Below are 21,648 nucleotides of genomic sequence, written 5' to 3' on the forward strand. Positions count from 1 at the left end.
AGCCTCCTTCTATTTATTTAAAGGTAAGAATTTACAAATCCAAAATTTCTCTTATCTGAGCAGGCCATTCATGAAGCTGTGTACCATACACAGCCAGCAAGGCGTATACCCACCGATCAATCCCAAAAGCCACACATCCTGAATGCAATATTGAACCATTTGGTTCAGTTATGCCAAACTCTTTACATAGCGTGTCTTTTACATTATTAAAGGACGCAATTGAAAAATTCCCCATGTCAGTTGAGATAATTAGCTCATATTTCATGTGAGCCATTAGCTGATACTGACTTTTCTCAGCATGATGAGGAAAATAAAAAGGATCATGTGCTGTCTCTATATAACCACTAAATCCCAAATTAACAAATAATTTCCATATTAAATCTAAAAAAAAGGACCTTGTTTCTTCCACAAAGGACTCATTCCCCATAAAAACAAACTCTCTCATTCGAAAATTATGAAGTCGATGTTTTCCCAAACGCCATGGTGCCTCATGACGAAAACAAACCCCTTCTGTACTAAGTAATAATGGTTCGTGCAATGTCTGATTAGAATACTCCTCATAGCAATGAAAACATAGAGCTGGTGAAAGAAGATACTCACTACAACGAGTATATTCTTCATAGTTATCGGTTTGACCAACCTGATTAAGCACTTCATACTCATGAGGAAATTCCGCAACTACATAAAGGTTTTGGGGGAAGTTTTTCACATACTGGCATTTTTCCATTGTCTGTCTGGGAATTAAAGACGAATATATTCTCGCCCTCGCTTGTTTAGATTCTGCATATTCCGTAAAAAGACGTTGTAATGCCTCATATAAAGTAACAGCAGGCTCCTTTCGAATAAGCTCTGAAAACTCTGCTAGCATTTCTTGCTCATTGACTATTATTTTTGTGATGTCTCCATCGGTCTTTCGTATGATCCGATTAGGAAAAGAACGGATATTCTTTTGCTCCTCAATCATGGTCTGAATAATCTGGTCAATCTGTGTTTCTTTACTTTTATCAACGATGTCAATTTCAATTTGCTTTGTTTCAGGATAGAAGGAGCAATGAGAAATCCCCTCAAGGCTATACACCAATTTCGAAGTAATCGCTTCTGCTTGCGATTGAGAAAGTGTTCCGGCTACATGATACTGTTTTTTCATTAGCACTCACTCTTTTCTGTATAAACTAATTTCTTTGATTGTCTTTCATTAATTAAACTACTTATTTTCTCAACAGTCCGAAAATTTTCCAACAAGAGATCTTCCTCACTAAATTCCAGATCAAACGCTTGCTCTAGTGCTACAATTAAACGAATTGTAGTCATAGAGTCTAACCCCATTTTTGTTAAGTCGTCACATTCAGTAATAGGTTCCTTGATTTCAAGCAGTTCTTGTAGGATTTTACGTATCTTCGCTTGTGCCATTTTCTTTCATTCCCTTTCATTGAATAGTCTGGGCATTCTTCTCTTTTACAAGTATCTGCAATCGTTCCAAGCTCTCCATGATTTTCTGTCTTTGTAATCCAAAGTCTATCAGCGCAGCAACTTGCGTAACCCCGATCTCCTCTAGCTTCCTTAATACGGCTGAACAAGTCTCTGGAGTACCTAGCAAGGAATAATGAGGAGAATATTTCCTAAGCATCATTGTTTTTGCAATCTCTTCTTCTCGTTTGCTTTCATAATGGGGGGCAGCCTCTGCCAATGACAGGAATGCATGCTGATACTCAAAAAAAGCATTCTTTACAGTCTGTTCTACCATTTCAAGATCATGATCAAGATAAGTGTGAAGCAGGATAGTTACATCTTTGTCTTCTATGCTATGACCTCCCTCACGTAATCCAGCATGATACAATTCAATCTTTTGCTTTACATCATTCATATCATTAAAAATAAAATGGGTTAACAAATGGTATCCATGTTTTCCAGCCTCATAACAAGTCTCTTTAGAAGAAGCTACTGTTACATAAATCGGGATTTGTTGTTGATAGGGTTTTGGGAATATAGTTACATCTGTTTCTTTGTTATCCCAGAGATTTTCAATTCTTTCTATTCCTTGCCACATTCGTATTTTCCGCTGATCGAAATGCTCTGGATTTTCTTTAAAATCATTGGGGTTCCAGCCAGAAGCAAACGAAATACTTACGCGCCCTTTTGACAATTGATCCACCATTGCCCATTCTTCTGCAATTCGAATGGGTGAATGGAGAGGCAATATAACGCTTCCAACTTGAATGCGGAGTTTCTTTGTTTCTCTTGCTACAGCCGCTGCAAAAACAGATGGACTAGGAAATAACCCACCAAAGGTATGATAATGCCTCTCAGGAAACCAGACACCATACCAGTCATGCTTCTCCACATATTGGATTACTTCGAATAGAAATTCATAGTGATCCTGTATGTTTTGGGCTGTAGTATCATTTACGTTCGAAAAAAAGCTAACTGAGAATTTCATTAATGTTTCACCTCTCTTTTAAAAAATCAACTGCTTGCACTAGAATAATTCCGAACCGCTGCCTTCCACAATAATCGAGTCAAAAGCAACAATGCTAGCGGAGCAAGAATACCCCACATCATATTTACCATGCTTAATTGATTTAAGAGATACAATGGTCCAAAGTTACTTGCTAAAAATAACGGAATAATGTAAATACCGATGATCTGGATTGTCTTACCATAGATTCTTGCTGGCATGTGCCCAAATTCCCAAATATCATTGCTCAAATCATTCACAGCCGATGTTTTAATAAACCAAAACGAAAAGAGGTGCGGAATCAACATGACCGTGTAACTAATTACAATTCCTCCGATTAAAAATAGGGTGTAGCCTGCGATATTAGCCAAGCTAACCTCAATTCCTAATCGACTCCATCCCATTACCAACAGCACACTTCCGACAATCAGATTAGGAATCGCCAAGCCAAAATCTATATATCTCATTGTGGTAAGAAATTGTAGGGATATTGGTTTTGTAATGTATAAATCTAGTTTTCCTTCGTGTATATAATCCTCTGAGATTTTAAAAAAATTAACAACGAAAAGGCTAACATATACCCCTGTAACCAGCATAAATGTACCAGAGAACAATAGAATAGAATCTCTGCTTAATCCTTCAATAATCAAACCTGACTGGTATATCACAAAGATATAAATCAACTTGGATAATACAAAACCACTCTCCACAATGACTCCGACAAAAAAATTAAAACGATATTCCATCTGCGCCATCAAACAGTTTTTACAAAATAGATAGTAAATTTTCAACATTTTTTTCACTTCTTTAACCCATGCCATGTTTATCCACCTATAGCTATATATTTTTTAATACCGATGCCCCATAACAATTTGGAGAGAACTGCAAAAGCGATAATCCAGAATACTTGTAGCCCCATACCTGTCACCAGTTCCATCCCCTGGTACTTCCCAATAAGCACATCTACTGGATAATTGACTGTATATTTAAATGGCAAATAGTTTAGAAAGAAGAGAATTGTATCATCGAAGACATCTAGCGGAAAGATCCCTCCGCTTAATATTACAAGCAAAATTTTCGGAGCTTCAAAAATATAAGAAACATTTTCAAGCCAAAAGGCTATGGTAGTGATGCTAAAGAAGATAAAGAAGTTTAATACGAGAGCAAGTAAAAGTGTAATCAGAAAATAACCGATATTAACGAGGTTAATCTCTACTTGGATCAGTCTATTTAAGATGAATAAAATGAGAAAGATTAAACAAAAGCTGACCACAATATAAATTAACTTAGAACCAAGAAACGAATAAATTTTGTAAGGAAGATATCCAATCGGTCTAATGATAAATTTATTAAGCCCACCCTCCTTTATATCTTCCGCTACATCATACTCAAAACCAGCTTGAATAATCTTGGCAGTCACTGCCGCAATCAGTGTATAAGTAATCATCTCCCGATAGGTATATCCAAAAACGGTGGACCCGGGACTTTGACTATCAAAAATAGCTGTCCATAAGTAGGTTAATATGGTGATGGAGAATACACTTCCCACAATTCCCAACACAAAATTAGCTCGATATTCCACTGCTGTCTGTATCCCTAATTGAAAGGTATGAATGTATTTCCTAAAACTGCGCAACCTTCTCATTTTTCTCATCCTTCTTATACAAAATCGTAATGCTATCTTCTATGGGGATATCCTCTACATTAATGTCACTTACAGGCAAATGCTCCAATATCAGCTTGGAGTTTTGCTTTAAGAATTCACGGTCAAGCTCGATAAGACTTTCAAATTCGTTGTGCTCCCTCACAATTCCGTAAGCTTCTACAGCTGATTGTTGAACAGGGTCAGAGAATTGAATCTTAACGAGCTTCTTCTGATTCAGCAATTCGTTTACTTTGTTTAAGTTGCCATCATAAACAATCTTTCCTTGATTGATAATAATAGCGCGTTTGCAAAGGTCTTCTACATCTTTCATATAATGCGTTGTCAGAATGATCGTAGCCTTCGTCTCTTCATTGTAATACTTCAGAAATTTACGGATGCTCTTCTGTGAGATAAGGTCTAATCCAATTGTAGGCTCGTCCAAGAAAATAACCTTAGGTCGATGAATTAATGCAGCCACCAATTCTAGCTTCATTCGTTCTCCCAAGGAAAGTCTTCTCACTTGTACATCTAGAACATCCTTGACATCAAGTAATTCTGTTAGCTCTTCCAACGTCTTTTGATACTCTCGATCTTCTACTTCGTAAATGAATTTATTTAAGAATAGGGATTCATTAGCGGGTAAATCCCACCATAGCTGACTTTTTTGTCCCATAACAATCGAAAATTTCATTTTAAATTCCTTTTTACGTTCCCATGGAACATATCCCATCACAGTTGCTTCACCACCAGTAGGATGCAAGATGCCCGATAAAATTTTCAAAGTTGTTGTTTTTCCTGCTCCATTTGGTCCGAGAAAAGCCATCATCTCTCCCTCATCGATATCAAATGAAATTTTTTGTACCGCTTCCTTAACCAGCTTTTCCCGATGGAATAGGTTTTTAATAGAGTTAAGCAACCCGACCTCCTTTCTGTAATAAGCATACTCTTTCTGCAGATTAGAAACGTGTATAAAACTCATATTTCCTCCTACTTTCCGACACTATCTTATAAATTTTTTATATCGCAATGCATTGCTCATGCTTATGTTTCTCACTATTTAGGGGAGGTAACTACCATAGATACATAATTTCCGCAGAAACCAAAACTGTTGATAAGCACAGACTCTACTGTTGCCTTCATACTATGTCCGATCACTGCCTGAACAGGACAAGCCGGGTCGAGATTTATCAAACCAAGAGTTGCTGGAATAACGTTCTTTTGCAAAGAAAGGACCCCTGCGGCTAATCCCATTACTCCTGAACAGCGCAACAAATGTCCAATTGCCCCTTTATGGGAACTTACCGGGATCATATTCCCCTCCTCTATAGCCTCCACAATGCCTACTGCTTCAACGAGATCACCTTGAGGGGTACCTGTTGCATGAGCCTGAATACAATCGATTTTTTTACGCTTTGCATCCTCTAACGCCTCACTCATCGTATGTATCGCACTGACTTTATCTAGCTCAACCATATTTGTTTCATACCCACTAATGATATGACTAATTCCATCTACCCATGCTAGTGGCTTTTTCCCACGAGCTCGCAGGCATTCCTCTGACTCAAGTAAAATGACTCCCGCCCCTTCTCCTATTAAAATTCCACTACGATTTTGATCAAAGGGACGCGCTGTCTCAGTTGAAATAGCCTTAACAATATCGAGCGAAGCATATTCATATTCATTTAGCAGTTCTGCTCGTGCAATCATTACCATATCTAGTTTTCCTTGTGAGACAAGACTTTTTGCCATCGCGATTGCAGAACTGATAGAAGAACATGCTGCTGATAAACGTAATACGGGTGTTTGCTCACGCCATTCAAAAGGAAGGAACTCCAGAGGGTCTTTCACCCATACCTCGGCCCTTTCTTCCAATCCCGACATAGAATCCCCGCAGACAACTGGTAAGATAATGGCTTTTTTGCAGTCACGCCACATCTCTAGCTTGCACTCTGCTTGCTCCATTGCCTCCTGTAAGGACTTGTTCAACCAAAACTGCGCTATTGATTCCTCCAATTTGTCACTTTGAAAGTCAACTTGTCCGCCTATTTGAGAGCGAAACCCTTGAGCATCAAATCTGGTTAAGGAGGCAAGGGCATTTTTCCCGGCAAGCAGACCTTTGGTAAATAGCTCAAAACCGAATCCATAAGGAGAAACGATACCTAAACCAGCGATACCCACTCTCATTTTTTGCTCCCCCCCCTATGATTTTGTAAAGCAAATTGCCCAGTTGTCAGGATCGACATAACCAAACCATGGCGATGAGTTTTTCAATTCCATCCAGGTCATTACCTGTTCTAGTTTATTGCCGTATAAACTGTCTTTTCTCGGATATCCAAATGTCCAATCCGTTAGTTTTCCAACTGGTACTATCTCTCCCGTGGAAGACTCCTTTATTAACGCCGCAACGCTGATACTTCCAACAAAATCATCTGTTAAGGAGGACTCTCGGTCTACATCAACTACTATCATTAAATCAGAACGATTCTCCCTTAACAGATTGTATGCCCAACCTAAACCACTCAAGCCGCCATACCGATCAGTTAATGTAGCAGAGGGTCCTTTAAAGTTGAATTGCAGTGTAACAAGTGCGGTTGGAGAACTTGAATCGATAGCTAAGCTCTGATGAGGTCTAATTCTTCTGCGCGGTTGATGGAAAGCATTGAGGTAAGAGTCAATTTCTGCAGAGACAGCATTAGGCACATTCATAATGACTCCTCTTCGATCTGGCCTGGGTAAAAGATTATTCTGCTTTAATACAGAAACAACGTAAGCAACGGATTGCAGAAGAAACGGTGTCAATTTTTGATGAATTTTAAACGGTTTTTGTGTATATGTTGAGGTGAATCCCATATTACTTATTTTGCCAAACCATTTATTCGAGACCATTCGTTCTTTATTTATACAAAAATGATATCCGGTCACAACTGTAATCGATTCCTTACCCATCGACTTATCCTCTCATAGTTTTTAAATAATTGGTATTATTTTCTATTTTTTCTACATGTTATCATTACGTTATTCAAAAAACAAGTTACTATAATTGAATTTTTTCATATCATATATATATAATTTTAACCATTCAAAAATTTAAATTAACTTATTTATACCAAATTATTCTCTCTAGTAACTCATGCCCTCATAATATAGTAAGGAAGGTTTCATAAATTAAATATTTTACAAATTTTATCTAACCCAAAAAAGAACACCTATAAAATTAGGTGTTCTTTTTTGGGTTACTTCTATTTAATAATATCTATAATCCACACTAAGCTCCAAACCGCTTTCTATATCCACACTTTCTGCATAATTCCTCTACAGCCTCGCGTCTTGAGAATCCGTCAAAAAGATTGTTTGCTCTCTCGCTCTCTACGATTTCAGAGAAAGGTGTAGTTTGGACATTGCCCAAATTAATCACACCTTCCCCATCCAAACAGCACGGCACAACCGTTCCATCCACAAGGATTCCTGCTTGAGAGCGAAGGGCATGGCAAAAGCCTTTTCCATCATCCTCGGGCGCGTGTAAGCTCGGCCATTCAAATTCATGATCCTGATTGAGATAAATTCGTTCAGCAATCTTAACCCCGCTGCCCGGAACTACTTTTTCTTCAATCTTATAATCCAGGTTAAATTCCTTTTCCAGCACCTCTAAGGTCTCTCTGTTCCTATTTCGCTGAAGATTCGTTGCGTTATCTTTATCCAGATTCCAGAGACGAAAGGATATGATTACATTATGCTCCGCCGCCTCTCGAACAAAGGATAGAATGTTAGATAAATATTTATCACGATCAACCGAGCCTTCATGACCATCAAAGCTATGCAATGAAAAGTTCATTTGACGCAGGGCTGGCTTCCCCAGTAGCTTCGCACGATTCTTTTGGATAAGGGTTCCGTTTGTCGTGATGTTGACCTTAAATCCCTTTTCATGGCTTACATCCAGCAATTGATCAATTTTGGGATGCAGAAGCGGTTCGCCCTTCACATGAAGATAGATGTGCTTTGTATGCGGTTTAATTTGATCCAAAATGTTAGTAAACGTGTCTAGCTTGATAAACCTAGCTTGTCGACCTGTTTGTGGACAGAAGCTACAGGCAAGATTGCAAACACTGGTAATTTCAATGTACACCTTTTTAAATGTCTTCAAAACTCGTTCCTCATTCCCTATATTCTGTAAAGAAGTGATTTGTATTTTGCCATTTATCCTGATTGCCGCATGGACAAATCTATAACTGTTCTCTTCATACCTTACTTTCGCTTATTATACATGAAAAAACGCAGGGATGATTGCAACTTGAGCTTTTGGAAGCATCTGCTGGTCATGTAATGTGCTAGGTGTATCAGGATACACAAAAATGACCGCCTTAGCTGATCCTAGGCTGTCATTTTCGCCTATAGTCGGTGTATACGATAGGCATTTCTTACATCCTATTTACTTTAAAGCATTCTTGCCATATTCACTGGGGTTAACACCATATGTCTTGCGAAATAAAGAAGCAAAATGACTAAAATTATGATAGCCCACGAGCGACGAAGCTTCGCTGACACTAATCTTATTATTCTCCAATAGCATCCTCGCCTTTTCCATCCGTTGCTGTCTAACAAATTCAAATACAGTCATACCAAACACTTCTTTAAAGCCGATCTTGAGCTTGTAATCATTCAGTTGAATCAATTTCGATAGAGCAAGCAGGCTGGGTGGCTGGCCCAGCATTTTTACCAAAATATCCCGAGCTAAATAAATTGGATCAATATCGTCTTTTTTTAAGCTGCTGCGCCCTTTGACCTGCCCCATTTCCATTTCATAGATAAATAATGCCAAAAGCTCTAGGGTTTTTCCTTCCATATAAAGGCGTTTGGCTGACCCGCTGTATGAACAATTGCGCAGTTGCTGTAGTAGAACCTGCATTTTCGGACGAATCATATCCTGAAGATAGAGGAAGGACTGATTATTCCCAGGCATTATATTGGGAAACAAGCTGCCCCAAAGCCTTGCATCCATGCGCAGCTCCATGTGAACAATTGGTCTTTCTTTGATTTGCTCGGCATGAAATCTTATATCATGCAAATAAACGAGTTGGGCACTACCTGCTTCTGTTACAATTTCCTTGTTTTGTCCATCAACAGAGAAATATCCACCCCCGTCTAGTGTAAACGCAAGCTCAAGATGTGGATAGCGAATGCCTACATCAAACGAAAGATTCTCATATAAAATCATATCGCTCATGTGCAATTCCATGCCGTCGCGAAGCTGAATGCAACTGAAATGACCTTTGCCAAGATGAGACGGTATCCTGCCGCAATGCTCATATGGCTCTACAGAGGAATAACCTAGAATTTTATGCAGAACATTTGCATTAAAATCTGCAAACTCCGTATTTTCTGCTTGAACAATCATTTTCTCCCCTCCTATCTGCATACACAGGGTTGTGATATATGTGCTGCATCCATTGATAACAATTCTCATTTACAAGCAGTTTATCATATCCTGGCTGCTTATGTATGCTATAAAATGATATTCCCCTGTTGTATAAAAAAATAAGGCCTGAGGGTACGATGCCTCAGGTCTTGGCTTTACTCTTTGCGATTATCGATATAAAAAACCAGTCTGCTTAATTGGATACGCCCCATCCACGAGCTTCTTGTTGCAATTTCCACATGCGGGCATACAGCCCATCTAACGCTAGGAGTTCGTCATGTTTTCCCTGTTCTCTGATCTGTCCGTTCTCCAGCACAACGATTTGGCTTGCTGCCTTCACTGTTTTTAGCCGATGAGCAATCGCAATGACAGTTCTCCCGCGCACAAGCTGGTCAATAGCCTTTTGAATCTCCGCCTCGTTCTCAGGATCTAGCGATGCAGTTGCCTCGTCCAATAAAACAATGGGAGCGTTTTTTAAAATAGCTCGTGCAATCGAGATACGTTGTTTTTCGCCGCCTGAAAGCGTACTTCCCCCCTCTCCAACCAACGTATCATATCCCTGTGGCAGTTTTGCGATAAAATCATGGCAGCAGGCAAGTCTGGCCGCTTCCTCAATCTCATGCTGGGATGCATCACTTTTGCCAAATCTAATGTTATTTGCAATAGTATCCTGGAACAGATACACATCCTGAAAAACCATAGATACCTTGCGTAATAGCTCCTCAGGGTTCATGCGGCGGATATCCTCGCCTCCCAGGGTAACTGTCCCCTGATCAGGATCATAAAAGCGAGCAATCAAGCGAAGAACTGTACTTTTCCCGCTTCCTGACGGTCCGACCAATGCGGTAAACGAGCCTGCCTGCATCCGTAAGCTCACCTCACGTAGCACAGCTTTATCCTGATAACCAAAAGTAACATTGTTTAATTCAACATCGTGGCACTCTGGCGGCAGAAGCTCCCCAGACATAATTGGTTCGTTTAACAATTGCACAATACGTTCCCCTGCCTGCTCGTGATAACGAAACTCCGCATAATTAACAAGCGCAACTGTTAAGGGCTCGAAAATTCGTGTACCAACAAGTAAGAAGGTAACAAATGTCATGAGATCAAGACTGCCTCCAAGCAATAAATGAACACCTACAATCACCATGACAGTAAGCCCTGCTCGCAAGCATGCAATCGCACTTAATACAATCGGTCCAAGCAGACCCTCGATTAGCAGACTTCGCTTCATCAACTCTTTAAATGAGTTCTCCAGACGCACAAATTTTTCCCCAGTCAAGTTATAGGCCTTAATCACTCGAATCCCATGTAAATATTCCTGCAAACGATTAGCCGCATCTATTTTGGCTCGCATATGCTGACTGCCGAGCTTGCGTTGTAATTTAGAAGTCATGAGCACTAGGGCGATCGCTATTGGAAATACAAAAAACATAGCCGCAGCCATGCGCCAGTCTAATGTAGACAGCCCTATCAGAGCAAGAAAAGGCATAATGAGTGCGCCGATCATCTGCGGAACAACATGAGAAATCCCATGCTCTACTAATGAGATATCTCCCATCATCATGTTGGCAAGGTCCCCTGGGTCACGTTTGTTTAAAAATCCAAGCGATAGCTTTCTTACATGCTCTGCCAGCCTGGTTCTTCCATCCACCGCTGCGTTATAAGCTCCCCGAAATTGTGCTCGGTATGCCGGAAGCTCACACAGATATAAGAAGACAATGGACATCCCCAGACCTGCGCATACCCACCATAACCTCGCGAAGTCCATTTCCGCACCTGAGCCGGTAAAAGGCTGGAAGATCAGACGTGCTGCTTCCACCAATAGTATAAATGGCAGAATTCCTACGAGGTTAGCCAGCGTGGTATAGACGACTGGCTTAATCAGCATTTTAGGATTACCCACTGTGATGTTGTGCAACATGCTCATGACCTATGCTTCCCTCCTCTTCCATCCCGATCTGCCATTGCTCTGCGTCTATATACGTGCGCCACATTCGATTGTACAACCCTTTAGAAGCCAGTAATTCCTCATGCTTTCCCTGTTCTGAAATGCGCCCCTCATCCAGCACGATGATTTGATCAGCCTCTCGAATGGTAGCCAGTCGATGCGCGATGACAATAACTGTTTTTCCCTTAATCAGTTCTTTGAGAGCAAGCTGCATCTCGTATTCATTCTCCGGATCAGCAAAAGCAGTCGCTTCATCTAGCACAAGTACAGGAGCGTTTTTCAGGATCGCCCTCGCCACGGCAATACGTTGCTCTTCTCCTCCAGATAGATACACGCCACCTTCTCCGATCAATGTATCGTAACCATTGGGAAGCTTGCTGATAAAATCATGACACTGCGCCGCCCGGGCTGCCGCCATGACCAGCTCTAAAGAGGCATGAGGGCTTCCGACTGCAATATTATGAAATACGGTATCGCAGAACAGAAAGGTCTTCTGAAAGACAAACGCCACCGTATTCATCAAATCCTTACCTGCTATTTCTCTAATATCCACTCCACCAATTCTGATCTCTCCCTCCGTTACATCCCAAAATCGCGGTACCAGATTGGCAATCGTTGACTTACCAGCGCCCGAGGGTCCCACTAAAGCCGTCACTTGATTCTGCTTCGCTGTAAAGGAAATCTGGGAGAGTATTTTGTCACCAGTAGAGGTGGCAGAAGAGCTGTTAGTAGATTTTTCACTGGATGGATACGAAAAACAAACATGATCAAATTGAATATCAAACCCACGCGGTTTCTGCGGATTTTCAGGCTCTGGGATTGGCTTTTCTGCTAATATCTGATCCATTCGCTCAACCCCCTCGCTTATTTCCCGCAATGATGAAGTCAAATACATTATTTTAAACATGGAGGAAGAAATTCCAGGGGCCATCACTAGAAAAAACAACAGAGTGGAAGCAAATGCGGTGCTTTCTGGCTGACCACTTAGCAGAAAAACTCCGACTGGCAAAAAAAATGCCGCAAAGGAGCCTAGTGTCACCTTGAAAATTAAGAATCCCTTTTCCACCTGATTCGTAACATTCAGGCAATAATCACGATAAAGAATCATATCGACATGAAACTTGCGAAACGAATGCACAGTCTGTCCAAAAACCTTGATAGCTGGCATCCCTCTCACATATTGGACGGCGGAGCCATTCATCCTCTCCAATGAGTCATAATAAAGCTTGATACTATCTTTCATTTTGGGGCCAGTCATGAGAAATAACTGAGCACCAAATCCAATTAAAATAGGTATCATGCAAGCAATTGCAAGCCAAGTATTGAGGTAAAACATGACAATAATCATCAGAATCGTAGTAACCAGCACATGGACTAAGTCAGGCAGCTGATGAGCGATAAATGTCTCTACCTTTTCTACATTTTGCTCCAGCGTTTTTTTGACAGCACCTGTAGAGGTTTTGCTTAACCAGCCCAGTGGTAATTTTCCAATATGGGAAGCGAGACGAACACGCAAACCGTACAAAATGCGAAATGCCGCAAGATGCGAAGCCATTCCCCCTGCATACATTGTTACTAGACTCACGAGAAGGCCAAGCAAGGCGATAACACCCCAACGAATCATTAAATCCCCGTTAGCCAAGACGGGATTGGAAGCATACTCCAATAATTCCTTTAAAATAAAGTAAACCGACGCATAAGGCACCAGCATACTGATTGCACTCACTGTAGAAAGCAAAGCCGAGACGATTAACAATCCGCGCTTTTCGCCCGCAATTTCAAGCAATCGAGGAACTCCCGTTTTTTGCTTCATCCGATTCCCTCCCTTCTTCTTTTTGCCAAAATGAAATGAATCGTGTACCGTTACATGACAATGATAGCTGTTCGACTGCATTTTCTCTGCCACTTGCCGGTGAAAGGCCACCACTTCACGGATTTTTTTCCATTGTAAAAATAAGTTTGAAAAAAAGCACAAAAAAACCGCCCTAATTTAGGCGGGTTTTCTTGCAGAGTAAGCACGAAGTGAACCTGCTCTTGTCTTGAAATCACCTATTGGTCGAACATTCTCAAACCCGGTGTCTTCAAGAAGTTCAGGAATAACATCTGTAACATGATCTGCTGTAGTCTCAAAACCATCTAATAGCTGCACGGTAAAAAACGCTGCCCTCATTACTGCATTATGAGGCTTACCAAAGTCAATGATATGTGCTTCTCCGCCCGGACGCAGGGTTCGCAATAATTCTTGTATCGTACTACGCTTCATCTCCCGTGTAAGATGATGGAAGAACAGACTAGAAAAAACGTGATCGAGGTGATTATCCTCAAAGGGAAGCTCAAACGACATTCCTTGTCGAAAGGTAAGAGCTATCTGTTGTTCCTCTGCCTTATTTCTAGCTATGGATAGTATGTTCGGATCGGCATCTAGTCCAATTACCTCTGCATGTGGCTGTGCCTGTTTAAGCATAAGAGTTAAGGTGCCTGTTCCGCAAGCCAAATCCAAGATGCGTTGCTCCGGCATCAAATTCGCTTGACTCACAAGATGTCCTTTGAAGGCTACTTCCTTCATTCCCCACAACGAAGGATCATACAATCGGGTCAACCAATGAAATTTTAAAGCCGGAATATAGTCTTGATTTTCTGTACTTTTCATTCATTTCCTTCCCCTTCCATCTTAATTTCCACCCCACAGCTTACAAGCACGTTGCGAAAAGCACATAGCAGCAAACCGACAACTTATACGAACAGATATGGTAGAAAACAAACAGAGAAGATTATGTATAATAAGGTAAATAAAAAAATGGCTGAAATGGTTCATGAATATGTGATAGTGATTTTCATAATCATCATCCTTGTCAATATATATTCTATTCCGTCCTATAATTCCAAATGACTATCATTGGTGAAAAAATGAAGATTACAAAAGGTAATCATGTATGCTATAAAATTTCTTGCTTCTCGTGCTCTCTTTATTCTGGAAGAAAAATACGATGGCTCATTTTTTCTGTTACGAATTCTCATGCTTTCTTTAAGAAGCAAATGCCAGTCAGAGGGCAGAGCTTGAAGTGCATGCTCTACCGCTTTGCCCTTTGGAATAATTTCTTGATACTCTAGGGTGTAATAAATTCGGCACAAGGTTACTACAGCGTCTTCAATCCACTCATCAAACAAGAAATAAATCCAGCTTTTCCCCTTTTTGGCCCAATATTCATTTATGTTATAATGCATTGTCGCATGAACATCCTGCCACTCTGTACCAATTCCTAATTCATCTGTCTTTTTACCCGCAATCGTTATTCCATAATGCCTTAACATCCACCACGTCACATGATTACTATCCCAGTGCCCCTCTTTTTTAAAAACTCCACTAGCGCAGCATGGATAAGGCTGTAAGGATTTATTATCTCGTCCGATCTCCTCAAGGCTGATATACATACCGTCCAATTTTTGGGCAAGTGGATTATCCCGCTTAAGCTTATGATGCAGCTTGCTTACGATTTCAAGCTCTTCATCCGTTAATCTTCTTTTTACAATTGTCATGAAATCTATATCACTTTTATGTTCATCAAATGCTGACAAAGCAATCGAACCATATAAATAAATTCCTTCTATCACATCAGTTAATTCAGACATTAATAAGCCACTATACTCTTGTAATAAAGGTCTAATCTTTTTTGGTATCTGTTCATCCATAGCTTGAATCCCCATTTCTTTATTAGGTACCTACCAAATAATACACAAAATATTTGCATTATTCTACTTTGTTATGCTATATTCTATAAAATAATAAATATTATTACAAAAGGAGTTTGCATATGAAGCCGAATAAGAAGTAACGTGTTGTCAGCTTCTTTAAAGCACGAGCACCGCCTCCATATCCGATCATTTTAGCATTATGAAAATGAAAATATGGAGGAATCAATCATGAGTAAACCAGAAATGCATATTGCCTTAGTCTGCGGGCCTGATTCTGATATGGATACACAAGCAATCCGAGCTGCTTTGGAGTATTTTGGCGCAAGAGTCTTTACGTATTGGATAGGCAGACCAAATGATTTCACTGCCGTCTTATCGGGTGAGGACTTATATCCCAATACTGACATGATTATTCTCAACTTCCATGGAGATGAAGGGAAATTTATCATGCCGGAGCTAGGAGAAGACGTGTATGATGCAGATGAGGTGTCAGGTAACTTTGGTCCAGAGGAAATTTCCCGGTTTGCCAGATTGGAAGGGAAAATCGTTGTTGCCAACGGATGTTCCTTAGGCGATCCTGAACTGGCAAAAGCATTCCTACAATGTGGATGCCAAACGTATATTGGCCCAGACGACTATCCAGATGGAAATGCTGCGTTACTATTTGTTTTGCGATTCTTCTATGAGATCATCCAAAATAGGAAAAGCATTCAAGAAGCCTTCCAAGCAAGCAAGGCGATGGATGATGAGAACATGTCGATGTATCAAATCTATGAAAAACCGTAGATAGCTCATAATCACAAAACAAATGAATCCAGCATATAAAAAGCCCTGATCTGCTTCAGGGCTTTTTTACGTCCTATAAATTGTCTTTTAGAGAATCGCAGTTATTATTTGTTGGAGTGTTCTTTTTTCTCACGTATTTACTGCATTATTCCCCTCATATACTATCTCCTTTCACTTTTTAGAATATTCAAATATTTATTCCGACAAGCAATGTACGATGCCTTACATATTGAATCGTTATGAAAATGATTTTGCGCACAACGAGACCAAAAGTAATGAGAATAACGAAAAGACCTAAAAATGTTACATAGAAACAGAATCTAGTTTGAATCCGACCACCCTTTGCATACATCAATCCACTGTATATATTGTGAATATTCTTCTAATTCTTCGATCGTTAATTCAATGGCACTATTTGCACTACCGCAAGCAGGAAAAACCGTTGTAAAGCGTTTCAGTGATTGATCTAGATAAACCTCAGCACCTTTATTGACCGCAAACGGGCATACACCGCCTACAGCATGACCAATTAGGGTTTCCACTTCACTTGCGTCAAGCATTTTCGCTTTTTCCCCAAACTGGCGTTTATATTTCTGATTGTCAATTTTGCCGTCACCTGCTGCAACTATCAGTATAACCCTGCCCTCTAATGTAAAAGAAAGTGTTTTTGCGATTCTCTGTGGCTCACAGTGTAAGGCTTGTGCTGCCAGTTCTACTGTTGCACTGGATTTTGGAACCTCTATAATTCTATCTTCCATATCATATTGTGCAAAATATAATTTGACTCTTTCTAGCGACATCTTTCCTTCCCATCCTTTTTGCAGATTTTAAAATTTATTACTTGGCTAGACAGCAATTTCAACTCCTCGATTCTTATTTGTCCTGATTATAACATCGAAATCGTATGGCTAAAATGTTAAAATTGTATGCAAGACAATTATCAGGAGGCTCATTGCGGGAGATGCATTAGGAATGCTGCCAGGTCAGTTAGATTTTGTTTGCAGAAGAAACAATATTCAAGGTATATATGTAAATCCCTCCTGTAACAACCCGACCACAGTTACCATGGCTATCAATCGGCGGAAGGATATTGCAGAAGTGATTAAGCAATATAAGCTTATATTGCTAGAAGATGACACTTATTCGTTCCTCGCTCCGAAAGATTGTGTACCAATCTCTCATTATGTACCAGATCAGTTCGTTTACATGCACAGCATTGCTAAATCCATAAGCTCAGGAATGAGAGTCGGGTTTCTGGCATATGCAAATCAGTTTTCCGATCAAATCGCTCGTGGAATTTTTAATATTAATATTAAGACATCTGCGTTAAATGCGGAGGTTATAACCGAGCTAATTAACACAGGTGCTGCTGATAAGATCATTTCACAAAAAAAAGAAATTGCGAAAGAGCGTAATCTTATCTATTCTACATTCTTTAAAATGAGTAATCCTCATGAAAGTCCCTCAGTTTTTTCCGTTGGCTTCCACTAGAGCATAAGTATCAACCAAAGCAGTTTGAGCAGGCAATTTTAGCTCAGGGGATTCGTGTCTATCATTCTTCTCGGTTTTTAGTCAGGGAAGAGGAATCTAGACAATTTGTTCGAATCTCCTTAACGTCTGTCACAAATTCTGAGGAGTTGAAGACAGGTCTTTCCATACTTAAAAATTTCCTGCTTACCGAAAATGAACACCGCCTCTAACACACGCCATACGTAAGCCCGTTCACCGCTACAAAGGCAGGAACAGCAAAAAGTCGATTATCCTTAGCATACAGGAAATCGACTTTTTACTGTTTTATGATTTACTCAATGTGTTTTTAAAATACTGGCTGTACCCCTATCCTATTTTAAGGAAAGGATTGGAAAAATACATAACGTCAGAATTTTACAGAATATTTAAACTCTTAAAACTGAATAATACCAACCGCATTCAAGAAAACAATAATAATCGCAACTGGAGCAACAAATCGAAGCAAGAATGCCCAGCAAGTAAACAGGGTCTTTCCGTAGTTTCCACCTACGAAGAATTCAGCTTCCAGTATCTTTTTCTCCATTTTAAACGATACGAAAATACTAATCAGCAAAGCTCCAAGCGGCATTAAAATATTAAGTGATAAAAAGTCTACTGCATCAAAAATATTTTTTCCAAAGATTGTAATATCACTCCATATACCAAATGAAAGTGCTGACGGAATACCTACTAAGAAAATGCAAAGCCCCATTACCCATGCTAATTTTTTTCTTCTTTCCTGCTGTCCATTCGCTAGCGCTGAAACAACTGTTTCAAGCAAAGAAAATGCAGATGTTAAAGTTGCAAAGGTGAATAGTGCAAGAAATACGGTTAAGAAGAAGCTTCCAAATGGAATTTGGCTAAACACGGATGGCAAAATGATAAATAGCAATCCCGGTCCCTCTGTTGGTTCCACTCCCAATGAAAATACTGCTGGAAAAATAGCAAGGCCGGCAAAAAGAGAAACAAATAAATTCAATCCAACAATCGTTATGGCTGATCGTGGCAAGCTTTCTTTTTTATTTAAATAAGAGCTATAGGTAACCATAATGGAAATCCCAATGCTAATCGCAAAGAATGATTGACCCATCGCGAATAAAATACTTTCCGAAGTAATTTTTGAGAAATCAGGCTGTAAGAAAAACGTAACACCCTTCATTGCGCCATCAAGTGTTAATGAACGAATAATAAGAGCCAAAAATAGAATGAACAATGCTGGCAGCATGTATTTACTTGCTTTTTCAATTCCATTTTGTACACCTTTTGATACAACAAATATCGTAATAAACATAAAAGCAAAATGCCCGATAACGGCCCAAACTGGGTTCCCAATTGTTTCTGTAAATAGCGCGGCATAATTTTGCTGTGGTGCAATAATCTGTCCTGTAATTCCTCTGAATAAATAGATTAATATCCAACCACCTACAACACTGTAGAATGATAGCAAGATAAAGCAAGTACCTACACCAAGCCGTCCAATCCAGTGCCACCCTGTATTTGGTGCAATATTTTCAAAAGCTTGAATTGCTTGTTTTTGTGTGCTGCGACCTATCATAAATTCAGCTATCAATAGCGGAAGACCTATTAATACAGTAAACAAGATAAAGATTAAAAAGAATGCCCCTCCCCCGCTCTTTCCAGCAATATACGGAAACTTCCATATTGCGCCAAGACCAATCGCAGAGCCTGCTGCAGCCATGATAAATCCTAATTTCGACGTCCATTGCTCCGTCTGTTTCATTCCATTTCCCCCTAATTAAATTACTTTATATGAATAAACATATTATTGATCAATCAAAAAAACCTCCATTCTTCCTGTATAAAATAAAAAAGGCCTGGCATCTCTTTATATAAAGAGACGCCAAGCCATTTACTTAACGCGGTACCACTCTTATTGATTCCATAATGAATCCACCTTAGTAGTAATCGTTTGATTACAAACCTGATATCGAAGGTTAGTCGTTAAGATTTACTAAGAAGTATACTTCCGTTCCACCTTACTGCTCCTAGGCGAGTTCAAGATGTCATTTGACTATGTCGCACCAACCCATAGCTCTCTGTACAAATACATGACTTTACTACTCCTATTCATCGCATTCAATATTCCGAATATATTTCCCTTTGAAATTACTACGAATTATACTAAGGTATATATACGACTGTCAAGCACGATATTCATTTTTTTGTCAAAAAAAATTTAACAAAAAAGAATTTATCATTCATTAGAGATTAGATGATAGTCTCCTTTTCAAAGGGGCATCCGATTAAAAAACTAGAATTCATTGATGTTCAAACTGTAGAGCGTGGCCATTCAACCTGACAAAAGGGATTTATCAGACTCAGGTAGAAGTTATTTATAAGCAAGCAAAAACATCACCCACGATTCGCTTGGAGACACACGATTGCAACACCATAGCAAATAGGGGGCAAGAACAGCCTGTCATGACGACCAGACCGGAAGCATTTATTAACAAGGATTCCAAAAAATCATGTCAGAACATTCAAACAAACAGATTGGCGTTGCAGTGGACTAGCTTGCCCTTTGATTCAAATACATATCTGGAGGAGAAATATGGCTATCACCTATTGGACAGGGAAAAAGATTACGTTAAGAGCATTGGAGCCTGAGGATGAGAGTATTTTTGATTTATTAGATGATGAAATCCTGCGAAATATGAATTCACTCTACTTTCCTCGTTCCCAAGCAAAAAGAAAGGAATGGATAGAGGAACAAGCTGAGGAAGAAGACGAGTTTCGATTTATTGCCATAGATCAGAACAATGAGGTTGTAGGCATGATCGAAACCTTTGATTGTGATAGGAGAAATGGTACGTTCGATTACTATTTAGCCGTCTTTGATCCTCATCGGGGCAAAGGCTATGCAACAGAGATGATCGTGATGGTTATGCGATTTTTCTTTTTAGAACTGTCCTATCAAAAAGTGAACACTACCGTTTATTCGTTTAATAAGCCTTCTATCTGCATGCATGAAAAACTAGGATTCGTTAAAGAAGGACAGCTACGAAATATCATTTTTACAAAAGGAGCCTATTATGACGGCATCTGCTTCGGAATGACAAGACAGGAGTTCGAAACTTTATACGGTAATGACTGATATTCTTTGATAGGGTACTCTCCCAAAATAAAAAACACCCCGCCAGAGCATTAGCTCTGTAAGTGGGGTGTTAATGCGTTCGCTACTTTTTATTTTCCTTGCTTCTTTCCAGTAGCATGTCAACGATTAGATCAATCTGTCCAGTAATAGCGATTGGATCATAGCGATAAAACGTATCAAAATCGTTATAGAATAACGTATTGTTTTTAGAAGCTTTTAGATTTTTCCAAACAGCTGAGGATTTTAATTGCTCAAATGCTTCTCCCTTTTTCTCAGGATCATAGGTTGTCAAGAACATGTAATCAGCAGCATATTGCGGCAGCATTTCCATGGATAGCTGCAGCGTCTGTTCCTCTGTTTTGTTCTTGGCATGCGGCATTGTAAGCTTCAGTGCGTTGTAGATTGCCTGTCCGCCTCGACCAGCGTTGTCTCCGAAAATCCACAGCTCTCCCTTATCGGTCAGCTCATAAAGTCCAAAGGTAGCATTCTCGTCAATAACACCCTTTAGCTTCTCGCGACCCTCCGCAGCCTTTTTATCAAATGCAGCGATAAATTCCTCTGCCTTTTCCTTTTCGCCGACAATGTCCCCAAACAATCTGACTGTTTCATAGATGTTAGCGGCCGTCCCATATGGGATGTGCAGGGTAGGAGCAATTTTGGATAATGCTTCATAGTTTTCATCCTTCATAACAACAATCAAATCAGGCTTTAGCTGCAATGTTTTCTCTGTACTAATAGGCTCTCCGATATCAGTAGCCCCTTTGAGGAGATCGGTTAAGAAGGGATTTTTGAAAGCAGTTGGCTCAACACCGACAACATTTGCCCCCACAGAAAGCAATTCCCCACCGTAAAAATCAGTAACGATTCGTTTTGGCTTTACTGGAATTTTGACAACTCCCTTTTTAGTCTCAAAACTGCGCATTCCCTCAGCAGCGGTTTCTGTTTCCTTTGCTGCAGAAGCACCATTGCTTGTTGTGCTACTTGTGTTGCCGCAAGCAGTCATCAAAACCAACAGCATGATAAGCATCGCTGTAATGAAGAAAAATGATTTTTTCCTTAACATGGAGCCTCCCCTATATGT

20 protein-coding genes and 1 other annotated feature are annotated in these 21,648 nt (G+C 39.9%); of the genes, 3 read left to right on the forward strand and 17 right to left on the reverse strand.

The features are described 5' to 3' along the window. Positions 1-31: 31 nt before the first annotated feature. The 14 genes from QZ995_RS11710 to QZ995_RS11775 form a co-directional block, all read right to left on the reverse strand. Positions 32-1,147 (reverse strand): aminoacyl--tRNA ligase-related protein, encoded by a 1,116-nt coding sequence (locus QZ995_RS11710; protein WP_301806923.1) that lies wholly within the window; start codon positions 1,145-1,147, stop codon positions 32-34. Beyond that, positions 1,147-1,410 (reverse strand): acyl carrier protein, encoded by a 264-nt coding sequence (locus QZ995_RS11715; RefSeq protein WP_301806925.1) that lies wholly within the window; start codon positions 1,408-1,410, stop codon positions 1,147-1,149. The genes QZ995_RS11710 and QZ995_RS11715 overlap by 1 nt, the downstream gene beginning before the upstream one ends. Before the next feature lie 16 nt (positions 1,411-1,426). Beyond that, a complete protein-coding gene (locus QZ995_RS11720; protein ID WP_301806928.1) occupies positions 1,427-2,437 on the reverse strand; it encodes a MupA/Atu3671 family FMN-dependent luciferase-like monooxygenase in 1,011 nt (336 codons plus the stop codon). Positions 2,438-2,463: 26 nt separating this feature from the next. Then, positions 2,464-3,276: an ABC transporter permease gene (locus tag QZ995_RS11725; RefSeq protein ID WP_301806930.1), complete on the reverse strand. Its 813-nt coding sequence runs from the start codon at positions 3,274-3,276 to the stop codon at positions 2,464-2,466. A 2-nt stretch (positions 3,277-3,278) separates the two neighbouring features. Further along, positions 3,279-4,100 carry an ABC transporter permease gene (locus QZ995_RS11730; RefSeq protein WP_301806931.1) on the reverse strand — a complete coding sequence of 274 codons (822 nt, stop codon included), beginning with the start codon at positions 4,098-4,100 and terminating at the stop codon, positions 3,279-3,281. Further along, positions 4,078-5,079, reverse strand: coding sequence for an ABC transporter ATP-binding protein (locus QZ995_RS11735; RefSeq protein ID WP_301806933.1), 1,002 nt, complete (start codon positions 5,077-5,079; stop codon positions 4,078-4,080). The genes QZ995_RS11730 and QZ995_RS11735 overlap by 23 nt, the downstream gene beginning before the upstream one ends. Positions 5,080-5,153: 74 nt before the next feature. After that, positions 5,154-6,284 (reverse strand): beta-ketoacyl synthase N-terminal-like domain-containing protein, encoded by a 1,131-nt coding sequence (locus QZ995_RS11740; protein WP_301806936.1) that lies wholly within the window; start codon positions 6,282-6,284, stop codon positions 5,154-5,156. A 15-nt stretch (positions 6,285-6,299) separates the two neighbouring features. After that, entirely contained in the window at positions 6,300-7,046 is a 747-nt protein-coding gene (locus tag QZ995_RS11745; protein ID WP_301806939.1) for a beta-ketoacyl synthase N-terminal-like domain-containing protein, read from the reverse strand. Between the two features lie 319 nt (positions 7,047-7,365). Further along, entirely contained in the window at positions 7,366-8,241 is an 876-nt protein-coding gene (locus QZ995_RS11750) for a radical SAM/SPASM domain-containing protein (RefSeq protein ID WP_301806942.1), read from the reverse strand. Positions 8,242-8,526: 285 nt separating this feature from the next. Next, complete coding sequence (locus QZ995_RS11755; RefSeq protein WP_301806944.1) at positions 8,527-9,492, reverse strand: AraC family transcriptional regulator; 966 nt, start codon at positions 9,490-9,492, stop codon at positions 8,527-8,529. A 214-nt stretch (positions 9,493-9,706) separates the two neighbouring features. Then, positions 9,707-11,443: an ABC transporter ATP-binding protein gene (locus QZ995_RS11760; RefSeq protein WP_301806949.1), complete on the reverse strand. Its 1,737-nt coding sequence runs from the start codon at positions 11,441-11,443 to the stop codon at positions 9,707-9,709. After that, on the reverse strand, positions 11,412-13,277 hold the full coding sequence (locus QZ995_RS11765; RefSeq protein ID WP_301806951.1) for an ABC transporter ATP-binding protein: 1,866 nt from the start codon (positions 13,275-13,277) through the stop codon (positions 11,412-11,414). The genes QZ995_RS11760 and QZ995_RS11765 overlap by 32 nt, the downstream gene beginning before the upstream one ends. A gap of 177 nt (positions 13,278-13,454) precedes the next feature. Continuing rightward, positions 13,455-14,114, reverse strand: a complete 660-nt coding sequence (locus QZ995_RS11770) for a class I SAM-dependent methyltransferase (RefSeq protein WP_301806954.1) — start codon at positions 14,112-14,114, stop codon at positions 13,455-13,457. A gap of 224 nt (positions 14,115-14,338) precedes the next feature. Further along, positions 14,339-15,154 (reverse strand): nucleotidyltransferase domain-containing protein, encoded by an 816-nt coding sequence (locus QZ995_RS11775; protein ID WP_301806955.1) that lies wholly within the window; start codon positions 15,152-15,154, stop codon positions 14,339-14,341. Between the two features lie 231 nt (positions 15,155-15,385). On the opposite strand from QZ995_RS11775, the gene QZ995_RS11780 reads away from it, so the two are divergent. Then, on the forward strand, positions 15,386-15,943 hold the full coding sequence (locus QZ995_RS11780) for a delta-aminolevulinic acid dehydratase (protein ID WP_301806957.1): 558 nt from the start codon (positions 15,386-15,388) through the stop codon (positions 15,941-15,943). Between the two features lie 320 nt (positions 15,944-16,263). On the opposite strand, the gene QZ995_RS11785 is transcribed toward QZ995_RS11780, so the two are convergent. Further along, positions 16,264-16,743, reverse strand: a complete 480-nt coding sequence (locus QZ995_RS11785) for a YbaK/EbsC family protein (protein WP_301806958.1) — start codon at positions 16,741-16,743, stop codon at positions 16,264-16,266. Between the two features lie 172 nt (positions 16,744-16,915). On the opposite strand from QZ995_RS11785, the gene QZ995_RS11790 reads away from it, so the two are divergent. Next, a complete protein-coding gene (locus tag QZ995_RS11790) occupies positions 16,916-17,434 on the forward strand; it encodes an aminotransferase class I/II-fold pyridoxal phosphate-dependent enzyme (RefSeq protein WP_301806960.1) in 519 nt (172 codons plus the stop codon). A 412-nt stretch (positions 17,435-17,846) separates the two neighbouring features. Here the strand turns inward: QZ995_RS11790 and QZ995_RS11795 are convergent, their stop codons facing one another. Next, positions 17,847-19,193 (reverse strand): sodium-dependent transporter, encoded by a 1,347-nt coding sequence (locus tag QZ995_RS11795; RefSeq protein WP_301806963.1) that lies wholly within the window; start codon positions 19,191-19,193, stop codon positions 17,847-17,849. Positions 19,194-19,303: 110 nt separating this feature from the next. Then, positions 19,304-19,553, reverse strand: a binding site (T-box leader). Positions 19,554-20,024: 471 nt separating this feature from the next. Between QZ995_RS11795 and QZ995_RS11800 the strand changes: the two genes are divergently transcribed. After that, positions 20,025-20,567, forward strand: a complete 543-nt coding sequence (locus QZ995_RS11800; RefSeq protein ID WP_301806965.1) for a GNAT family N-acetyltransferase — start codon at positions 20,025-20,027, stop codon at positions 20,565-20,567. Positions 20,568-20,649: 82 nt separating this feature from the next. Here QZ995_RS11800 and QZ995_RS11805 read toward each other — a convergent pair whose 3' ends face one another. Continuing rightward, positions 20,650-21,630 carry an ABC transporter substrate-binding protein gene (locus tag QZ995_RS11805; protein ID WP_301806967.1) on the reverse strand — a complete coding sequence of 327 codons (981 nt, stop codon included), beginning with the start codon at positions 21,628-21,630 and terminating at the stop codon, positions 20,650-20,652. Positions 21,631-21,648: the final 18 nt, after the last annotated feature.

Origin of the sequence: Brevibacillus laterosporus (genome assembly GCF_030489605.1) — a bacterium.
GTDB lineage: Bacteria > Bacillota > Bacilli > Brevibacillales > Brevibacillaceae > Brevibacillus_B > Brevibacillus_B laterosporus_E.

Bases quoted from the DNA above. Each gene is read 5' to 3' on its own strand.
- QZ995_RS11710 (WP_301806923.1), bottom strand. From the start codon at position 1,147: ATGAAAAAACAGTATCATGTAGCCGGAACACTTTCTCAATCGCAAGCA.
- QZ995_RS11715 (WP_301806925.1), bottom strand. From the start codon at position 1,410: ATGGCACAAGCGAAGATACGTAAAATCCTACAAGAACTGCTTGAAATC.
- QZ995_RS11720 (WP_301806928.1), bottom strand. From the start codon at position 2,437: ATGAAATTCTCAGTTAGCTTTTTTTCGAACGTAAATGATACTACAGCC.
- QZ995_RS11725 (WP_301806930.1), bottom strand. From the start codon at position 3,276: ATGGCATGGGTTAAAGAAGTGAAAAAAATGTTGAAAATTTACTATCTA.
- QZ995_RS11730 (WP_301806931.1), bottom strand. From the start codon at position 4,100: ATGAGAAGGTTGCGCAGTTTTAGGAAATACATTCATACCTTTCAATTA.
- QZ995_RS11735 (WP_301806933.1), bottom strand. From the start codon at position 5,079: ATGAGTTTTATACACGTTTCTAATCTGCAGAAAGAGTATGCTTATTAC.
- QZ995_RS11740 (WP_301806936.1), bottom strand. From the start codon at position 6,284: ATGAGAGTGGGTATCGCTGGTTTAGGTATCGTTTCTCCTTATGGATTC.
- QZ995_RS11745 (WP_301806939.1), bottom strand. From the start codon at position 7,046: ATGGGTAAGGAATCGATTACAGTTGTGACCGGATATCATTTTTGTATA.
- QZ995_RS11755 (WP_301806944.1), bottom strand. From the start codon at position 9,492: ATGATTGTTCAAGCAGAAAATACGGAGTTTGCAGATTTTAATGCAAAT.
- QZ995_RS11760 (WP_301806949.1), bottom strand. From the start codon at position 11,443: ATGAGCATGTTGCACAACATCACAGTGGGTAATCCTAAAATGCTGATT.
- QZ995_RS11765 (WP_301806951.1), bottom strand. From the start codon at position 13,277: ATGAAGCAAAAAACGGGAGTTCCTCGATTGCTTGAAATTGCGGGCGAA.
- QZ995_RS11770 (WP_301806954.1), bottom strand. From the start codon at position 14,114: ATGAAAAGTACAGAAAATCAAGACTATATTCCGGCTTTAAAATTTCAT.
- QZ995_RS11775 (WP_301806955.1), bottom strand. From the start codon at position 15,154: ATGGATGAACAGATACCAAAAAAGATTAGACCTTTATTACAAGAGTAT.
- QZ995_RS11780 (WP_301806957.1), top strand. From the start codon at position 15,386: ATGAGTAAACCAGAAATGCATATTGCCTTAGTCTGCGGGCCTGATTCT.
- QZ995_RS11785 (WP_301806958.1), bottom strand. From the start codon at position 16,743: ATGTCGCTAGAAAGAGTCAAATTATATTTTGCACAATATGATATGGAA.
- QZ995_RS11790 (WP_301806960.1), top strand. From the start codon at position 16,916: ATGCTGCCAGGTCAGTTAGATTTTGTTTGCAGAAGAAACAATATTCAA.
- QZ995_RS11795 (WP_301806963.1), bottom strand. From the start codon at position 19,193: ATGAAACAGACGGAGCAATGGACGTCGAAATTAGGATTTATCATGGCT.
- QZ995_RS11800 (WP_301806965.1), top strand. From the start codon at position 20,025: ATGGCTATCACCTATTGGACAGGGAAAAAGATTACGTTAAGAGCATTG.
- QZ995_RS11805 (WP_301806967.1), bottom strand. From the start codon at position 21,630: ATGTTAAGGAAAAAATCATTTTTCTTCATTACAGCGATGCTTATCATG.